This is a genomic window from Moraxella sp. K02 (assembly GCF_041154755.1).
Classification (GTDB): domain Bacteria; phylum Pseudomonadota; class Gammaproteobacteria; order Pseudomonadales; family Moraxellaceae; genus Faucicola.
This window is the reverse complement of the sequence record NZ_AP031590.1, coordinates 1266483-1283863: the sequence shown is the minus strand read 5'-3', so window position 1 is coordinate 1283863 and position 17381 is coordinate 1266483. Positions and strand designations below refer to the sequence as shown.

Sequence of the window (17381 nt, the reverse complement as noted above, 5' to 3'; positions counted from 1 at the left end):
ATTGTAGCAATACATATTATTTGTATCTGCTACAACATCAACTAGTAATTTAGAAGGATAGGGACATGCAACTAAAACCTAAACTGATTTTAACCAATCTGTCATTGGCTTTAATGTTGTTGATATCACCCATTGCCCAAAGCAAACTATTGCCAAAACCCGCCACCAATGCTAGCCAGTCAGCGGCAAATCGCTACGATAGCAGTAATGATATCTTTCATCCTGTCTATGGGAAAAATGGTATGGTGGCTTCCGAGCAAGGGTTAGCAACGCAAGTTGGTTTGGATATATTAAAACAAGGCGGCAATGCTATCGATGCGGCGGTCGCGGTTGGATTTGCCTTAGCAGTCGTCTTGCCAAATGCCGGCAACATTGGTGGTGGTGGTTTTATGGTGTTGCATGATGATAAAACTGGCAAAGATGTTGCGATTGATTTTCGCGAAATTGCGCCAGCCAAAGCCAGCCGTGATATGTACCTGGATAATCAAGGTAATGTTATTGATGGAAAATCATTGTTCACGCATGATGCTTCAGGTGTGCCTGGGACTGTAGCTGGGATGGAATACGCGCTAAAAAAATGGGGTACCATGCCATTATCTAAAGTGCTTGAGCCTGCAATTAAGCTTGCAGACAAAGGGTTTATTGTCAGTGATGTATTGGCACAGACGTTAAAAGAAGAAAAATCAACACTGGGTAAATGGTCAGCTAGCAAAGCGATTTTTTTCAAAAACGGTGAACCGCTGAAATCTGGTGATTTGTTGGTACAAAAAGACTTGGCGAAATCATTGCGTTTGATTGCCAAACAAGGGGCAAAAGCATTTTATCAAGGTGAAATCGCCACAAAAATTGCGAAAGAAATGCAATCACAGGGCGGCACAATGACACTTGAAGATTTAAAAGCATATAAAGTTGTTGAGCGTCAGCCAATTATTGGTGATTATCGAGGCTATAAAGTGGTTACCATGCCACCCCCAAGTTCGGGGGGTGTACACTTGATTGAGATATTAAATATGCTTGAGCATTACCCTATCAAAGAAGATGGGGTAAATAGTGCCAAAAATATTCACCGCATGGCAGAGAGTATGAAATTAGCCTATGCTGACCGCTCAGAATATTTGGGCGACCCGGATTTTGTCAAAATCCCTGTCACAGGTTTAACATCCAAAGCATATGCGAATGAACGGGTCAAAACGATTGATGAGAATAAAGCAAGGCCTTCATCAACCATTAAACCTGGTAAACCACAACCTTATGAAAGTGACCAGACTACGCATTTTTCAGTCATGGATAAAGCGGGCAATGCCGTTGCTGTCACCTATACATTAAATCTTAACTTTGGTAGTGGCATTGTTGTAGAAGGCACAGGGATTTTACTCAATAATGAAATGGATGACTTCTCAGTAAAACCCGGTGTGCCAAATGCGTTTGGTCTAGTGGGTGGTGCTGCCAATGCGATTGAAGCAAAAAAACGTCCACTTTCTTCAATGACACCAACAATTGTCATGAAGAACAATAAACCTTGGCTGGTGACAGGTAGTCCAGGTGGGGCTCGTATCATCACGACTGTATTGCAAAGTGTGGTTAATACCATTGACCATGAAATGAATCCAGCAGAAGCGATAATTACACCACGAGTTCATCACCAATGGTTACCCGATGAGCTTAGAGTTGAAGAAGGCATTAGTCCTGATACGATAAAATTGTTGCAAGACAAAGGTCATAAAGTTGTTACTAAAGCACCAATGGGACGTATTCAAATTATTCAAGCGGATGATTCTGGGTTTTATGGCTATTCTGACCCAAGAAATCCTGATGGCAAAACATTAGGTTTCTAAACTGCTCATTAAAAAAACGTGAGTGATGCGACTCACGTTTTTTTTACTAACAAAATATATCAAGATTATTTTTTGCCATTAGTAGCCCAGTAAATCTTGAATAATTTTATCTGCTGTACCACTTTTCGCCAATCTCGCATTTTGCCCTGCCCACAGTGAGCTAAACTCATCACTTCCCATGCTTTCGGCTTTGGCTTTAATGGGGTTGCTGACAAACGATGCATGGGGAAATGGCGGTGCAGACTCGCTAATATACCCCGTTTCTTGCATAAAGCGATTGACAATCCCGCGTGCTAAGCCGCCACTAAATACATTGGTTAAAGCGGTGTGTTCGGCTCGCTCACTTTGCAGCGCCTCGCTGTGAAAGTCTTTGGTATCACACTCATCTGCCAGCAAAAAAGCCGTACCCACCTGTACTGCGCTGGCACCCATAGCAAACGCTGCTTGTGCGGTAGCGTTGTCGCTGATACCGCCTGCCGCAATTACCGGCAAATTGACAGCGTTGATGATATTGGGCAGTAGGCTAAAAGTGCCCGCTTGCAGCGTCACATCTTGGCTTAAAAACATACCCCGATGCCCACCCGCTTCCAACCCCTGCGCGATAATCATATCCGCCCCATTGGCTTGCAACCAGCGCGCTTCTGCAGGCGTGGTGGCGGACGATATCACAATCGCCCCGGATTTTTTGACGATATTTAACAAAGCTTTGTCAGGTAGCCCAAAATGAAAACTCACCACAGGGACTTTTAAATCCGCCAATAGCGCTGCTTGTTCATGGGTAAATGGCTGACGTCCACCGGTCGTGGCTATCTCATCTTGGGTCAAACCAAATTCTTGATAATAAGGTTGTAGGGTATTAAACCATTTTTCTTGCATCGCTTGGGTATAGTCAGGTTGTTGATGCGCAAAAAAATTGACATTAAAAGGGGCATCAGTCGCAGCACGAATAGCCTTAGTTTCACTTTCGATTTTTTGTAGGCTGAGCAGGGCACCAGGTAGTGATCCCAGTCCGCCTGCTTGGCACACAGCGATAGCAAGTTTGCTGTCTTGGACACCTGCCATCGGCGCTTGAATGATGGGTAATTGAACTTTAACGTCGTCAAGAAAGCTGTTAATCGCCTTGGTATGATGGATCATTTTATGTTCCTTGTCATTATATTAATGTGTTTGTCTTTATGTTATGGGCTCACAGGGCAAAAATCGAAAACCATTTTAGTGTATCGCCAATAGATGATATTGAAAAGTAGTATATTTAAAAGCACTAGATGGAGTAGTGCTATATGCCCGTTATAAATCGGCTGAATATAAAAAGCCCCAGTAACATTACTGGGGCTTTTTTGACTAGTTAATTTAGGTTGACTATTTAAGCATTAAGTTTAGACACTAAGTGTAGGTATTAAGCGCTTGGAATCGCCATCAACAGCGCTTGTCTTGCCTCGGTATTGTGTTTGAATTCGCCCAGTAATGACATACTGCGGGTATCGGATTTTTGTTTCATCACCCCGCGCATCATCATGCACATATGCGCGGCATCCATCACCACCGCTGCGCCTTTTGCCCCTGTCATATCCATCACCGCTTGCGCGATTTGGCGGGTTAGGTTTTCTTGAATTTGCAAACGTCGCGCGTACATATCCACGATACGGGCCATTTTTGACAGTCCAATCACTTTGCCATCGGGCAGATACGCCACATGGGCTACGCCATAAAAAGGCAACATATGATGCTCACACATCGAATAAAACTCGATATTTTTTACCATGACCAATTCATTATTGTCAGTTGGAAAAATCGCGTTGTTGGTAATTTCGACCAAATCTTGATGATAGCCTTGGGTCAAAAAACTAAAGGCTTTAGCGGCACGTTCAGGGGTATTAAGCAGTCCTTCACGTGTTAAATCTTCCCCTGTTGATGCAATTAGGGTGCGGTAGGCATCACTGTTTTGTTGGATAATCTCGTCAAAATTTGCAGGCATAGTCATGATAACATTTAAGTTTAAAAAAAATAGGCATAGCTTAACGCTTTACCACTATTTGTAAAGCGATTTTTGTCACAAACGCCATGAAAATCACTAAATTTGCTTTGTTTGGGTTTTTTGCTAGAATTAACCCCTAATTTTAAGCTATTATAGTGCATATTCGTTCACTGAAAAATAAGGAAAAACCATGCTATTAACAGGGAAGCGTTTCGTTGTTACCGGTATCGCCAGTAAATTATCGATTGCTTGGGGTATCGCAGAAGCGTTACATCGTGAAGGCGCGAGTTTAATTTTGACCTATCCGAATGAAAAAATGAAAAAACGCGTGGATATGGCAGCCGAAACGTTTGGTGCAGAGAAGGTATTGGCGTGTGATGTGGCATCAGATAGCGAAATCGAAGCGTGTTTTGCCCAAGTTGCTGCACACTGGCCAGAGGGCATTGATGGGGTTGTGCATGCCATTGGGTTTGCCCCTGCCGATCAGCTAGATGGTGATTTTACCCAGGTGACTACCCGTGAAGGTTTTGCTATTGCCCATGATATTAGTAGCTACAGCTTTGTGGCACTTGCTAAAGCCAGCCGTGAGTTACTGGCAAAACGCCAAGGCTCGCTGTTAACCTTGACGTATGAAGGCAGTATTCATGTGTTGCCAAACTACAATGTCATGGGTCTAGCCAAAGCGAGTCTGGAAGCGAGCATTCGCTACCTTGCGAGCTCTCTGGGTAGCGATGGTATCCGTGTCAATGGGATTTCTGCAGGTCCGATTCGTACCTTGGCGGCAAGCGGTATCAAATCATTTCGTAAAATGCTAGACACCAACGCCAAAATGTCACCGCTACAGCGCAATGTCAATATTGAAGAAGTCGGCAATGCCGCGATGTTCTTATTATCGCCTTGGGCGTCTGGTATCACCGGCGAGATTTTATTTGTCGATGCAGGTTTTAATACCGTGGCACTCTCTGAACAAGTGATGATGCAGGTAGAAGAATAATTTTTAGGCGGGTAGTGGATAAAAGAGCGACCATGGTTGCTCTTTTTTTTTACTTGCTGTTTTTTTGCTTACTTTTTTTGATTGGTGTTTGGATAGGGATTGCAAAGCCGTCTGGTTAAGCTTACCATTTTTTGTCAGGCTTAACATGTTTGGCAAGTCAGGTAAAGACTGATAAATGGCGGTATCTAATGATTAATAAATTACCTAAGTGGATTTTATGGGGTGGCTGCGTACTGGCGTTTAATGCAGGGTGTATCAATAGCACCGCGTTAGTCGGCTTCACGCACTTATCTGCTTCGCATGTAACGGGCAATGTGACGCTATTTGCCACAGCATTGGCGGAACAGCACTACCAGCAGATGGCGATGGTTTGTATGGTGCTGTTATCGTTTTTATCTGGGGCAGTTATCAGTGGGTTTGTGGTGGGTAGTACGGCATTAAAAGAAGGTAAGCGCTATGGCAACGCTCTGTTAATTGAAGCAAGTTTATTAATCATTAGTCTAATTTTATTTAGCTATCAGTCATTTTGGGGACAGGTGTTTGCCGCGATGGCTTGCGGACTGCAAAATTCGATGGTCGCGACCTATAGCGGTGCGGTGATTCGCACCACCCATTTGACAGGATTGACCTCAGATATGGGCTTAGCCTTGGGCAATTGGCTGGCTGGCAGACCGATTAATAAGAAGATGTTCGTGTTTCAAGCGATGATATGGTACAGCTTTTGCGGGGGCGGGGTATTGGGTGCTTTGGGCTATATCCACTATAAATACATGACGCTGATGTTACCCATTGTGATTGTGTTATCGTCAGCGCTGGCTTATCAAACGTATTTATTAACCCGTAAAAAAACGGCTAAGCAAATACCTTAACCGTTTGATTTTATCTTATTCTTATTCTTATTCTTTATCTTCGAATTTTTTCGCCTCATGTAACATATCAAGCAGCGATTCATCAGAGCCCTTAGAGGTAGAAGTGCCCGCATTATCTTGGTTGATGTCGGTACGATTGATGCCTTCCATCGCTTCATTGGCAACATCAGATTGGGCGTTGTCTAATTGAGATTTGTCGATAGGGTTAGCGTTAGTATTGTCAGTCATGGTCGTCTCCTTGTTCTTTTCTTTTATACGGTTGTTTTCTTTTATATGTTAGACCTACTAAGCTTAATATTATAAGTAAAACAAATGGCTTACAACAATAAAAGATGAAACGTAACCAAAAATATACTCATGAGTGACGTAGGGATAAATTTATTACTTTGTTAGCTATATATTACTGGCTTTAGATTGCATACTTTGTACTGCATAAAAGCTAAGTGAGTTACAGAGGTTGATAGATTGCAAGCGACACTGGCTGTCGTGACTGTGGCAATTCGGGCGATTTTTTCATTGAGCGGTGATGGTGAGGTGTTTTTTTTGCTGTATAATTTTTTGAGCGACCCACTCGCTATCTATAAAAATTCTTGAGTATTTACTGCATGCTAACGATTATACAAAGTAATAAAATCGATACGCTATTTGACCATTTGTTAAAGGCTTACAAAAATCCCAGTTATCAAAGCTCAATTTTTGAGCCATTTCAGGTGATTGTGCCATCTAAAGTCATGGGGGAGTGGTTAAAAAAACAAGTCGCAGATAAAGCAGGCATCAGCACCTTAGTGACCACCGAATTTTGGGGTCGCTATTTTTTGGGACTGATGCAGCGGGTTTTAAGAACCTATGCGCGCATCTCGGAGGAAGACGATATATTAGACGTGCCAGAAGTGGCAATGCTATCCAAAAACGTCATGCAGTGGCAAATTTTTGGCTATTTAACCCAGTACCGACAAGCCATTGTGGAGCAGCCGCAACATCCGCTTTATCCATTTTTATCCCCGTTGGTTGAAGACAAAGAAGCGGATAACCCAAATGCGATTGGTTTTGCACCTGATACACCCGCCATCGTTGACAGTTTGAGCTGGGCGAATAACCAATCGCTCCTGTCTAATGACGTGATTAGCCAATCTGCTGAATTGCAAACCCAAGATCAGCGCATCTGGCAGCTAGCCAGTGATATGGCAAATATGCTCAATCGCTACATGACCTATCGTCCGCAGTGGCTTACTCATTGGGGGCAAGACAAGCCTGTCGCGGTGAGTGACATGATTGCCAAGAAAGATGCGCTGCATAATCGCTTAAACGGGCGGGATGCGTCCAACGCCATTGACACACCAGACTGGCTCGTTGAGCACTATGAACAACTAGAAGCGGCGCAGCGATTTTTATGGCGGCAGCTGTTTGACGATGACTACCGGTTTCGTGAGCAGTTGCATCAGCAGTTTTGGCAGGCATTAAACCATTCAGAAACCCGTATCCGCAATATCAGTCGTAGCAAGTTACCAAAGCACGTGTTTTTATTTACTTTGCAGCAGTTACCACCGACAGAGTTACTGGACTTACAACGCTTAGGGATGCTAACCGATGTCACGATTTTACACTTTAACCCGTCAGAGCAATTTTGGGCAGATATCGTCGATAAAAACTGGCTTATGCAGATGCAAATGGAAGACGATGCCAGCAAGCATGACGCTTGGTATCTAAAAGATTATGGTCATACTTTGTTGTCACGGTTTGGCAAACAATCGCGTGAAGTGTTTGCCATGCTTGCAAGCTTATCGGGTAATGAATATGAGCATGTGCTATGGCAAGATGATTTTGATAACACACCGCCCAATACGTTACTCGAATTTATCCAACATGACATCTTGATGCTAGAAGAAGTCGCGACGACCGCCAAAATCAATGACATGCTTAAACTGGTGAAAGGTGAGGAAGCAAAGGCAGCGATTGAAGATAGCCGCCAAAACCTTGTGCAGCAAACCCAGCTTTTACAGCAGCAGCTTGCCAATATTCAAAGTAATGGGCTGAAAGATATTGAATCCACGCTTGGTCTATATAAAGCCATCAAAGACAAACTCAAGCAAGAATCCAACAAGCAACTTGAAAACGTGGAAAAATGGCGACCCAAACCACTTGATACCAGTATTGCCATTCATGTCTGTCATAGCATGGTGCGCCAGCTTGAAGTGCTACGCAGTATGATTATCGGGTGGCTAAATTATAGCGATATGCAAGCCACGCCAGCGCAGATTCCCACCGATCCTTGGGATAGACGTGCGTTATCAGATATTTTGGTATTATTGCCTGACATCGAAACGCACCAAAATATCATCGAAGCCACGTTCCCCAAACATGTAGGCGGTGACGGCTATCAGTTGCCAGCCAAAGTGACAGGCGTGGTGGCAAAAGATATCAACCTGCTTTGGCAAGCGATTACAGGGTACTACACGCTGCTCAATCGGGCGGGCGCTCGGTTTCAGCGTAGCGAAGTATTTGATTGGTTGATGCTAGCGCCGCTATATGAAAGCTTCGGGCTTAATTTGGAGCAGATGACCCGTGCTTGTGATTTGCTGACTCAGGCAGGATTTATTCGCGGGTTTGACGAGCGGCATTTGCAGCAAACCTTAAGTGCTGCCGATGATGATTATCGATACACCTTTGCTTATGCGCTTGAGCGCTTGGTCGCTGGCGTGATGATGCCCAAAGCCACGGTGGTCAGTTTTGGCGAGTATACCAATAGCTTTGGCGTGGTAGAGAAGTTTGTACCACTGACAAACTTGACCATGGCAGATGCCGACATCGTCGCTGTGCTGTGTGATATTTATCAAACGTTGGATGAAAATCGTCACCTAGGCAATGACGTCAAAACCCTGCCTGACTGGCTAAGCCAAATAGAAAAGCTCATTCAACAAAAATTTAGCCTATTTAATCAAACCAATGCGTGGCGCGCGATTTTTGCCGCACAAAATGACCTAAAAGAAAATATCGAAGCCAATAGCAAATACCTCGCTACGGTAACAAGCAAAACCGCAAAAAACCCCAACCCACCTACCGAGCCAGTGCAGCAAATTGACACCGAGAATTTGCCCCTTAAACTCACTTTTGTACTCGAAAATATCGCCCAATCGATTATCAATCAGCAAGTAAGTGCCGAGCCGTCTGGTGTGATTACCTTTGCCCGTATCGGTTCAGTACGCAGCCTGCCGTATAAATTAGTGGTGATGCTCAATTTAAATTTATCTGAGTTTCCAAAGCAAGAGGAGCAAAACCGTTATAATTTGATGCAGGCAGGGTTGCCCATTCGCGGTGACAGATTTCGAGAAGATGACGATTTAGGCGCGTTTTTGGACGCGTTGCTATGCGCCAAGCAAGCGTGCTGGATATTTTATAATGGTAAAAGTACCACAGATACCCACGAGCATTTACCTGCCAGTCCCGTACAGGAATTACTCGACTTTTTGCAAAACCGAATGGCGAGTGATGACGTAAGCATTGACCCCAATAATGACTCAAATAGCCTAAGCAATAATTTTCAAAATCCCCCAAGTTCCCAGTCAGCTAACTTTGAACAATGGGTAAAAGCGTATTTGGTCACCCATCATGCCGCCTTGCCATTTGATAAAAGTTATTTTGAATTGGCGCAAACTGAGCAAAAAAACGAGCAAAAAAGCGAGCATAAAGATAAAGGTATTCAAAGTACCGAGCAAATTAATGGCGAGGGGTTATCCGCTGATTTACACCAAAACACAGCTACTCTAAACCAGCAAATCAAGCTGTCAAAAACTGCCCTGTACCCACCTGCCAAAATTTGGCACAATCTTTATACGGCGCTGCAAGATAAAAACGCTACGTCCACTCAGCCAATCGTGCAAGTCTGGGATACAAAGCAACTAACCGAATGGCTATCGCAGTGGCAACAACTAAAACAGCGTTTGTCCAACCTGCCTGAACAGTCGCAGCAGCATTATGTCAATTTAAGCAAAATCGTTGGCAACCTAGCCGATCCTGCCAAAGCCTTTGTGAAGGCACAAAACATTGCTATCCCTGCCCAAGGTGATAATGATAGCGGTGATAATGATAACGAGTTTGAATCGTTAACCTTGGATGCGTTAGATGGCTGGTTGTTGCGTAAGTCTTTGTTAGATGCTTTTTTTGCCCAAGCCTTGTCCGATAAGGGCGATAATAACCATAATACTCACAATATTCATAGCAACGAGATGAAACTGGCAGCAAACGCGCAAAAGCCAATCATTCAAGAATCAATCAACATCGCTATCAATGAGTTATTGCCAGCCGGGGTGAACCGCTATCAATCTTTACAGCAAAATCAGCAACAACTCAAAAAAGATTTGCAGGATTTTGTTCATCACTTAAAAACTATCAGCCAACAGCTCGATGCTACTGAGGCAAAGTTGTTAGGGAATTTTTATTCAGATAAATTTGGGGCATTAGATGTACAAAATACGGACGAGGTCGTCCAGTGGGTGGCAACGGCGTTAACCCCCTGTGAAGAGCAGCGAATCGCGATTAGCGCCTTGGCGTTGGATAAACAAGCAGGACTGATGGACAGTAAAGAAAGCTGGGTCATCACTGCCAACTTGCCATTATATAAACCGTATCAATCAATTGAAGATAAGGTTGCAGCAGCTGCCAATCCCAGCTATTGGTTAAATTATTTGCCAACCTCTGGCAAAGAAAAATACCTTTTGCAATTTTGGTTGCATCATTTATGTTGGCAAGTGCTGCGCCGCACCACGGCTCAACAAGCGCAGGCGAATGATGGCTTTTCGCTGTGGCAGTTTAGTAATAAAAAAACCGTGTATCTACCTGCCATCCCTTGTGAGCAAGCCTATGGTTATTTGCAGGATATTGTGATGGTGTATCAACTCATTGATAGCGTCGTAACCATTGTACCGCCGGCTTTTTGCCTGTCATTTTTACAAAAGCAACAAAAACACCCAGAGGCACCAGCCAGCCAGCATCTAGGTGATTGGCTAAAAGACAGTAATTTTAATTTTGTGGATGTGAACCAGTTTGACTACCCGATTTGGCAGCATTTAATCGGCGATTATAAACCATCGGTGGTTATTGGGTTTGCCCAGACGTTGGGCGCGCTGATTTATGAGCCTATATTATCTATGCTCAAAGAATTGCACCAACTCATTGAAGCATGACACGCATTTTTATCAAAGAAATCTTATGAAACACGATATTCATACCCCAAGAATTAAAGCAAGCACCGAAACAAATATCGAGGCAAACATCGAAACACGTATCAAAGAAGACGCTGATTCTTTATTCCATTTGCCCCCTGCTGTCACGTTGCCATTGACCGGGCGCCATTTGATTGAAGCCTCAGCAGGCACAGGCAAAACATGGACGCTGACTGGCGTGATGTTGCGATTAATCGTGCAAGCCGGGCAGCCGTGTGAAAAAATTATCGCCACCACCTTTACGCGAAGTGCCGCCGCCGAAATGCGCCAACGGATCCGTGAGCGTTTGCAAGATTTTTATCAATTGCTGCAAATGATTAATCATTCTACATTTACACCGTTAAATGACAGCGATTTGGATAGCAGCAAAGCTATCGCTGTACAAAAATATGCACATTTTATTGCGCAGGTGCAAGCGCTTGCGGCACAAAAAAATTTACTGGGTAAGTACCAAGACCCTATCAATAAACACTTAATCGAGTGGGTCGCCAAACAAGTCTTTGGGTTACCGGTAGATGTAACCCCAGCAGCAAGCGCAAAAGTAAGCCCGAAAGAAAGCCTAAACACCCCAAAGCCAACCGCCGATGATAGTGAAAACAGCACCCATAAACCTGCCAAAAACACCGTTAATTTTCGTATCGCACTGCAGCGCACCACATTGGCGCTCAACCAACTGGATCGCCTATTTGTTAGTACACTCGATAGTTTATGTCAGAAGTGGCTAAGAGAATACAGTAGCGAAACGGGGTTTTCTGCAGAGGTGCAAATCAGTAATGATGTCAGCGGCATCATCAAGGGTATGATTCATGACCAAATAAGGGCATTTATGGCGCAGGTCAATGCCAATATGCCTGAATTGTACCCGATGATGTTTGACAATAACGTGTTTTTACCGGTTGATGATTACTACGAGGCGGTCAATCGCGCGCTGAATTTTTATACCGCTGAGATTGATTTGGTCGAGTTACAAGAATTTGATATTTCTGCAATTACTGATAATATGCACGCTATAGCCAACTATCAAAATCCAGAATTTGAAACTTTGTTTGATAAGGGTGTCAGAAAGAAAAAGGGATTTAACGGTCGAAATAAACTGGCGAAAAACTTTGACGAAATTAAAAATTTGCAAGATTATCTTAAAGACACAGATATAGCAAAAATATTAGACGTCTCTAAAGTGGCTAAAATCGATAAATTATTTGAAGCGTTTAATGATTTGTACCAAAACGATATTGGTTTCGATGATAACGTTAATGATAGAGAGCAATTCAAATCTTTTGAAATAGTAAACAATATTTGGTTGTTGATACAACAACAGCAGCAGCTTCAAGATTATTTTAATGACGTCAATTACTATTTTATCCAGTTTATCAGCCGTTACGTGCGTACCCACCTACCAAAACGACTTGAATCACAGCGGCTAACTACCTTTGCCTTACAATTGGCGCGGTTAAACGATGCGCTATCAGGCAAAAAAGGTCAGTCGTTAGCGCGTTATATTCGTCATCAGTATCCCATCGCCTTAATTGACGAATCGCAAGATATCAACACCGAACAAGCGTTACTCATTCAAAGGGTTTATTTACAAGACTTTGAGCCAGATAAAGCAGATAAAGCAGAAAAATCAAATGGTAGAAAATATCACCCCCCATCGCAGTTTTTGCTGTTGGTAGGCGATCCCAAACAGGCAATTTATGGCTTTCGCGGTGGGGACGTACAAAACTACACCACGCTAAAAAAACTATTTCCAGAGCACCCCAAGTCACTCAACCAAAACCATCGCTCGTCAGCCGCGCTGATTGATAGCCTCAATCACTGGTATGGCGTTGGCGAGCAAGATATTGACCCAAATGAAGCCGACCAGCTACCCAATGTTAATCAACAGCCGTATTTTATGGGGCGTGAAATTTATTATCGTAAAATCTCTGCCACGCGCCAAACCGCAGAGCTGGTTGTCGCTAATGCGGCGGAAAATGAAGCTGCTAGCTTACCTGCGTTCAATCATATTGCTATCGAATATAAAGCGCCCTATAGTCAGCAAGTGGTGGCATTAGCCGAGAATGACGTCACATCAAATGATACTGATTCCTCCAATAACAATAATGACTTCTCGAATGACATCATCTCATCAACTGATGAAAAAACGGTGGATTATGCCGATGCGATTGCCGCGCAAATTTTTGATTTATTTGATGATGGCAAGCCATTAAGCTACCAAACTCGTGGCTTGACGCTGAGCGATATTTGTGTGTTGGCAGTCAAAAACAGTGAACTTCATACCATCGAGAAACGCTTACATCATCATGGGATTGCGACGGTCAGAGGCGGTAGTCAAAGTGTCTTTGGCGATAGTATGAGTGTTGATTTGATGACCTTACAAAGCGTGCTGTTGACGCCATTTAGCGAATCAAAATTAAAATCCTTGATGTTGTCTAGTTTTTTTCAGATGACCCTTGAACAAATCAACCAGTTGTATGATGCGCTTAATCAAACTAACGCCCAAGCGGTGCAAGGGCAAGCTCACCCTCATCCTCATCATCAAGCGTCAATACACACCAGTTTGGCTGAGATTCAGCAATTGGTATTGACCGCTAGCGAATTGTGGCAAAAACACAGTTTTTTGGTGGCTATACAGTGGCTGCTCAATCAACCCCTTACTTTACCCAGCCAAATCACCCTCAATTTTTGGCAGCGCCTCGCCAAACATCCAAATGGCGAGCGATTACTCATCGATTTGCGCCAGTTGTTAGATATTATTAGTGACCAGTTCAATGGACAGGTAGGCGAGCATCAACTGTTTGAGTGGTTCTGCGCCCAAGTGCAACAGCAGCCTAAAGAAGATTGGTCAACGCAGCAGCGCTTGCCATCTGATGAAGGGGTGCAACTGATGACGGTTCACGCGTCTAAAGGCTTGGAGTTTCCGATAGTGTTTGTGGTTGGATTTACCGGGGAGAGTAAAGCCAAGTTTTATGGTGCGCCGTTATATCTGTATGGTATACAAACCACCCATCAAGCAACGCCCCAATTCACTCAAAAATTGACTCAAAACAATGATAATCCACTGTTAAGTCGGCGATTGACCGCATTACCCAGCCAAATAGCCGATAACAATCCAATCAACCTAATCAATTATGTCGCCATTGAAGACCAATCTGCCTATGAGGAACGATTGCGATTATTGTACGTTGCCCTTACCCGCGCAAAAGAACAAGTGTATCTTGTGACTGTCGCCAAAAAATCTGCAGTGAAAAATTCTGCTTTGGCGCCTTTTATGGACGATTTGGCAAAATTTGCTGTCAAAGAAACGTTGACTAAAACGACCCATATTATAGATTCAAATAGCCTAAGCAAATACTATGACTCAAAGCTAAAATTTATGCCCAAAGGAAATAGGCAAAATGAGCAAAGCGCTACGGTCGCTAAGATTGATTACGATGAAATTATCAAAGTCATTACCATCGATACCTTTAAAGGATGGGCGAATACCAGTTTTACCGCATTGTCTCGTTATATCGACCATACCAGCGTTGATACAGTGGTTAATGCCGAAGACAGGCAAGATGATGATATTTTATCAGCGGTGCAAACCCGTTTATTGCCTATCCCAAATAGTAGGCTAGCGGGGGAGCAAAGTATCGAGGTTAATTCCATTAGATTTAACTTTGAAAAAGGCACAAATCCGGGTACTTTTTTACATAGTGTTTTAGAAGACATCGCCAATAATTACAATGAAACCCCTGAGTTGGCTGTACCACAGCAAAATGCCAGATCAGACAAGTTAAAACGCTGGTCAGTCATGGTGGATCGCACGTTAAGACGCTACCAAATGCCGAGCAATTATTTTTCTACAAAAGAGAGTAGTGCAGGGCAGTATGGCAACTGGCATGATATCAAAATTGATAATTTGCAGCCTGATTATGTCGCGTTGGTGGATTGGCTAGATGACATCATCCATACGCCGTTAGCCGCTTCGGCAGTCCCGCTGGTCAATATCAAACACAACCAAAAAGTTGCTGAATTAGGGTTTAATTTACGCTTAAACCAGCATTTGTCATTTAGCGACTTAAACACGTTGTTTCACCAATTTGATATCCCACTGCAATTGCAAAGCCAAGAAGTCAACACCATGGTTTGGCAGTATCTCAAAGGGGAGATTGACTTGGTGTATCAGCACGGCACACAGTTTTTTATCGTCGATTATAAAAGCAATTATCTTGGCAGTGATTTCGACAGTTATGACCCAGCGGCATTATATGACGCGATGACCACGCATAGTTATTGGCTGCAAGCAAGCATTTACCAAGTAGCGCTGCATCGCTATTTAAAGTTACGACTACCCAATTATGACATTAATACCCATTTGGGGGCGGTCGAGTATGCTTTTTTACGCGGTATGTCACCCGAGCATGATACCTGTGGGAAACTAGTAAAGCAGTTTGATAGTGCCTTTATCTTGGCACTCGATGATATGTTCGGCTATCCCAATGGCAATTAAAATTAACCATCACGCATAAAGAATTTATTATGAAAACAAATACGACTGAGCCAACCGCTACAACTGAAGAAACTGCTAAATTAACCCAATTAGCCAGTTTTATTCAATACCGCAAGCAGCAAAAATCACAGCTAACTAACACCAAAATAAATAAAAATAGCCTAAGCAAAAATAATCAAAAAAATAGCGAAAAAACAAAAGAGAAACCGAAAATCTCGCAAATTTTTGATGAGCTCAATAACCAACTATCAGAAGGTCATACCGTTTATGAAATGACAGTCAACAATGAGGAAGAAAAATCACTCATTGCAGCGTTGACGGACAATAACTGGGCAAGCGTAATAGGGGCGAAGGGGGATGAGTTATACAACCATGACACCAATACACCTATCATTCTTCAAAAGCTTGCCCAATCAGTTGATGGAGTTGGTGAAACGCAAGTTAGCTACATTGTTTGGCTACATCGGCAATGGCATGCAGAACAATCATTAGCCAAGCAGTTGATGAAAATTGCCCAGAGAAAAGTGGCGGCGTTTAATGGTATATCTGCATCACAGGACATCGATAATGGTTTGGCGCCCAATGCGATGCAGCAACTCGCCATCGACAAGTCGAGTCAACACGCACTGAGTATCATTATCGGTGGACCTGGCACGGGCAAAACTTTTACCGTGGCGAAGCTAGTAACCACGCTGCAAAAGGGGCATGAGCATAAAAGAAAACAGGACCCTAATTTACCGCCTTTATCTATCACCTTGACGGCACCCACAGGGAAGGCGGCGCAGCGTATGCAACAATCTTTGCAAAAAAGTTTGCAGGATGAAGAAATCACTTTGGACAATGCAAAAACCTTACATCGGCTGTTGGGTATTGGTCGTGATGGCATACCACGCTATCACGCCAAAAATCCATTACCCGATGATTTGATTATTGTAGATGAAGCGTCCATGCTAGGGCTTGAGCTTGCCAGTCAGTTGGTTGATGCTATCAAACCCACGGGTCGGCTGATTTTGTTGGGTGATGCCAATCAGCTGGCTGCGGTAGATGCAGGGTCGGTTCTATCGGATTTGTGCGCGGTGACGCGTTTGCAGCCTTATATCACGGAATTGACCGAATCAAAACGCTTTGATTCAAATTCAGTTGTCGGTCAGTTTGCGCTCGCCATTCAGCAAAATTTGCCTGCACCTAAAAAAATAAAGCTCATCCAGCGATTATTACAACCCATTGATTTACAAGCAATTAAGCCGTCTCAAAGTGAAAATCCAACCGACTTGGTTGCTAAAAAACAGCAAACAAAGCAGCAAACAGCCCATATTCCTTTTTACCCAATTGATGCGTCTTCGAGTTTGCCTGCTGTTTTCAACCAATTAGCGAAACCTTACCATCCATTTTTTGCGCTTATGCAGCAATGGTACAGCAAGCCTGTCAATATTTTTGAAGCGGATAATCGAAAAGAATTGTTTGAGGTATTTGATAGGTATCGCATTCTGTGTGCAGGGCATCAAGGACAATTGGGCACCCAATCAATCAACCAAAAGATGAGCCTAGCTTTTACCGAGTTTTCCAAAATCACTCGAACCAAAGCTTACTTTTATCACGGTTTACCTATTATTATCCAAAACAATGATTATCAGTTGGGGTTATTCAATGGCGATATTGCGATTTGTCTGTTGTACCAAGGGCAGTTATACGCGTGTTTTGCAGAAAAAGTGATACCCATCCAGCGATTAAGCCGTGAAAGTTGTGACTATGCCTATGCGATGACCATTCATAAGTCACAAGGCTCAGAGTTTCATACGGTCGCCATTTGTATTGATAAAGCGCATACAAGGCTACTAAGCCAAGCGCTGATTTATACAGCGGTGACGCGCAGTAAATCCGCCTTATCCATATATAGCGCTAAAGAGAATTTTGAGTTAGCGGTGACGCAAAAAGCGGTGCGACAAACTGGCTTACAATTACAATTTGATCATCTCAACAACACACCATAAAAG

At 43.4% G+C, this 17381-nt stretch carries 9 protein-coding genes; 6 read left to right on the top strand and 3 right to left on the bottom strand.

All coding sequences use genetic code 11. The annotated features are described in order from the left end of the window. The first annotated feature begins 65 nt into the window (after positions 1–65). Positions 66–1835 (top strand): gamma-glutamyltransferase, encoded by a 1770-nt coding sequence (gene ggt / locus ACAM39_RS05785; RefSeq protein ID WP_369626960.1) that lies wholly within the window; start codon positions 66–68, stop codon positions 1833–1835. A gap of 78 nt (positions 1836–1913) precedes the next feature. On the opposite strand, the gene ACAM39_RS05780 is transcribed toward ggt, so the two are convergent. Then, positions 1914–2972, bottom strand: a complete 1059-nt coding sequence (locus ACAM39_RS05780) for an NAD(P)H-dependent flavin oxidoreductase (protein WP_369626959.1) — start codon at positions 2970–2972, stop codon at positions 1914–1916. Between the two features lie 259 nt (positions 2973–3231). After that, positions 3232–3810, bottom strand: coding sequence for a GTP cyclohydrolase I FolE (gene folE / locus ACAM39_RS05775; RefSeq protein WP_007115330.1), 579 nt, complete (start codon positions 3808–3810; stop codon positions 3232–3234). A gap of 190 nt (positions 3811–4000) precedes the next feature. Here folE and ACAM39_RS05770 point away from each other — a divergent pair, with 190 nt between their 5' ends. Next, entirely contained in the window at positions 4001–4804 is an 804-nt protein-coding gene (locus tag ACAM39_RS05770; RefSeq protein WP_369626958.1) for an enoyl-ACP reductase FabI, read from the top strand. Between the two features lie 188 nt (positions 4805–4992). After that, positions 4993–5673 (top strand): YoaK family protein, encoded by a 681-nt coding sequence (locus ACAM39_RS05765; RefSeq protein WP_369626957.1) that lies wholly within the window; start codon positions 4993–4995, stop codon positions 5671–5673. Between the two features lie 27 nt (positions 5674–5700). On the opposite strand, the gene ACAM39_RS05760 is transcribed toward ACAM39_RS05765, so the two are convergent. Continuing rightward, positions 5701–5901 (bottom strand): hypothetical protein, encoded by a 201-nt coding sequence (locus tag ACAM39_RS05760; protein ID WP_369626956.1) that lies wholly within the window; start codon positions 5899–5901, stop codon positions 5701–5703. Between the two features lie 377 nt (positions 5902–6278). Here ACAM39_RS05760 and ACAM39_RS05755 point away from each other — a divergent pair, with 377 nt between their 5' ends. Genes ACAM39_RS05755 through recD form a run of 3 tightly spaced genes read left to right on the top strand, consistent with a single transcriptional unit; the run spans position 6279 to position 17378 of the window. After that, positions 6279–10853, top strand: coding sequence for an exodeoxyribonuclease V subunit gamma (locus ACAM39_RS05755; RefSeq protein ID WP_369626955.1), 4575 nt, complete (start codon positions 6279–6281; stop codon positions 10851–10853). Positions 10854–10878: 25 nt separating this feature from the next. Next, positions 10879–15387 carry a UvrD-helicase domain-containing protein gene (locus tag ACAM39_RS05750; protein ID WP_369626954.1) on the top strand — a complete coding sequence of 1503 codons (4509 nt, stop codon included), beginning with the start codon at positions 10879–10881 and terminating at the stop codon, positions 15385–15387. 29 nt (positions 15388–15416) lie between these two features. Beyond that, complete coding sequence (gene recD, locus ACAM39_RS05745) at positions 15417–17378, top strand: exodeoxyribonuclease V subunit alpha (protein ID WP_369626953.1); 1962 nt, start codon at positions 15417–15419, stop codon at positions 17376–17378. Positions 17379–17381: the final 3 nt, after the last annotated feature.

Excerpts from the sequence above, each read along its gene's own strand:
- ggt (WP_369626960.1), top strand. The coding sequence starts at position 66 with ATGCAACTAAAACCTAAACTGATTTTAACCAATCTGTCATTGGCTTTA.
- ACAM39_RS05780 (WP_369626959.1), bottom strand. The coding sequence starts at position 2,972 with ATGATCCATCATACCAAGGCGATTAACAGCTTTCTTGACGACGTTAAA.
- folE (WP_007115330.1), bottom strand. The coding sequence starts at position 3,810 with ATGCCTGCAAATTTTGACGAGATTATCCAACAAAACAGTGATGCCTAC.
- ACAM39_RS05770 (WP_369626958.1), top strand. The coding sequence starts at position 4,001 with ATGCTATTAACAGGGAAGCGTTTCGTTGTTACCGGTATCGCCAGTAAA.
- ACAM39_RS05765 (WP_369626957.1), top strand. The coding sequence starts at position 4,993 with ATGATTAATAAATTACCTAAGTGGATTTTATGGGGTGGCTGCGTACTG.
- ACAM39_RS05760 (WP_369626956.1), bottom strand. The coding sequence starts at position 5,901 with ATGACTGACAATACTAACGCTAACCCTATCGACAAATCTCAATTAGAC.
- ACAM39_RS05755 (WP_369626955.1), top strand. The coding sequence starts at position 6,279 with ATGCTAACGATTATACAAAGTAATAAAATCGATACGCTATTTGACCAT.
- ACAM39_RS05750 (WP_369626954.1), top strand. The coding sequence starts at position 10,879 with ATGAAACACGATATTCATACCCCAAGAATTAAAGCAAGCACCGAAACA.
- recD (WP_369626953.1), top strand. The coding sequence starts at position 15,417 with ATGAAAACAAATACGACTGAGCCAACCGCTACAACTGAAGAAACTGCT.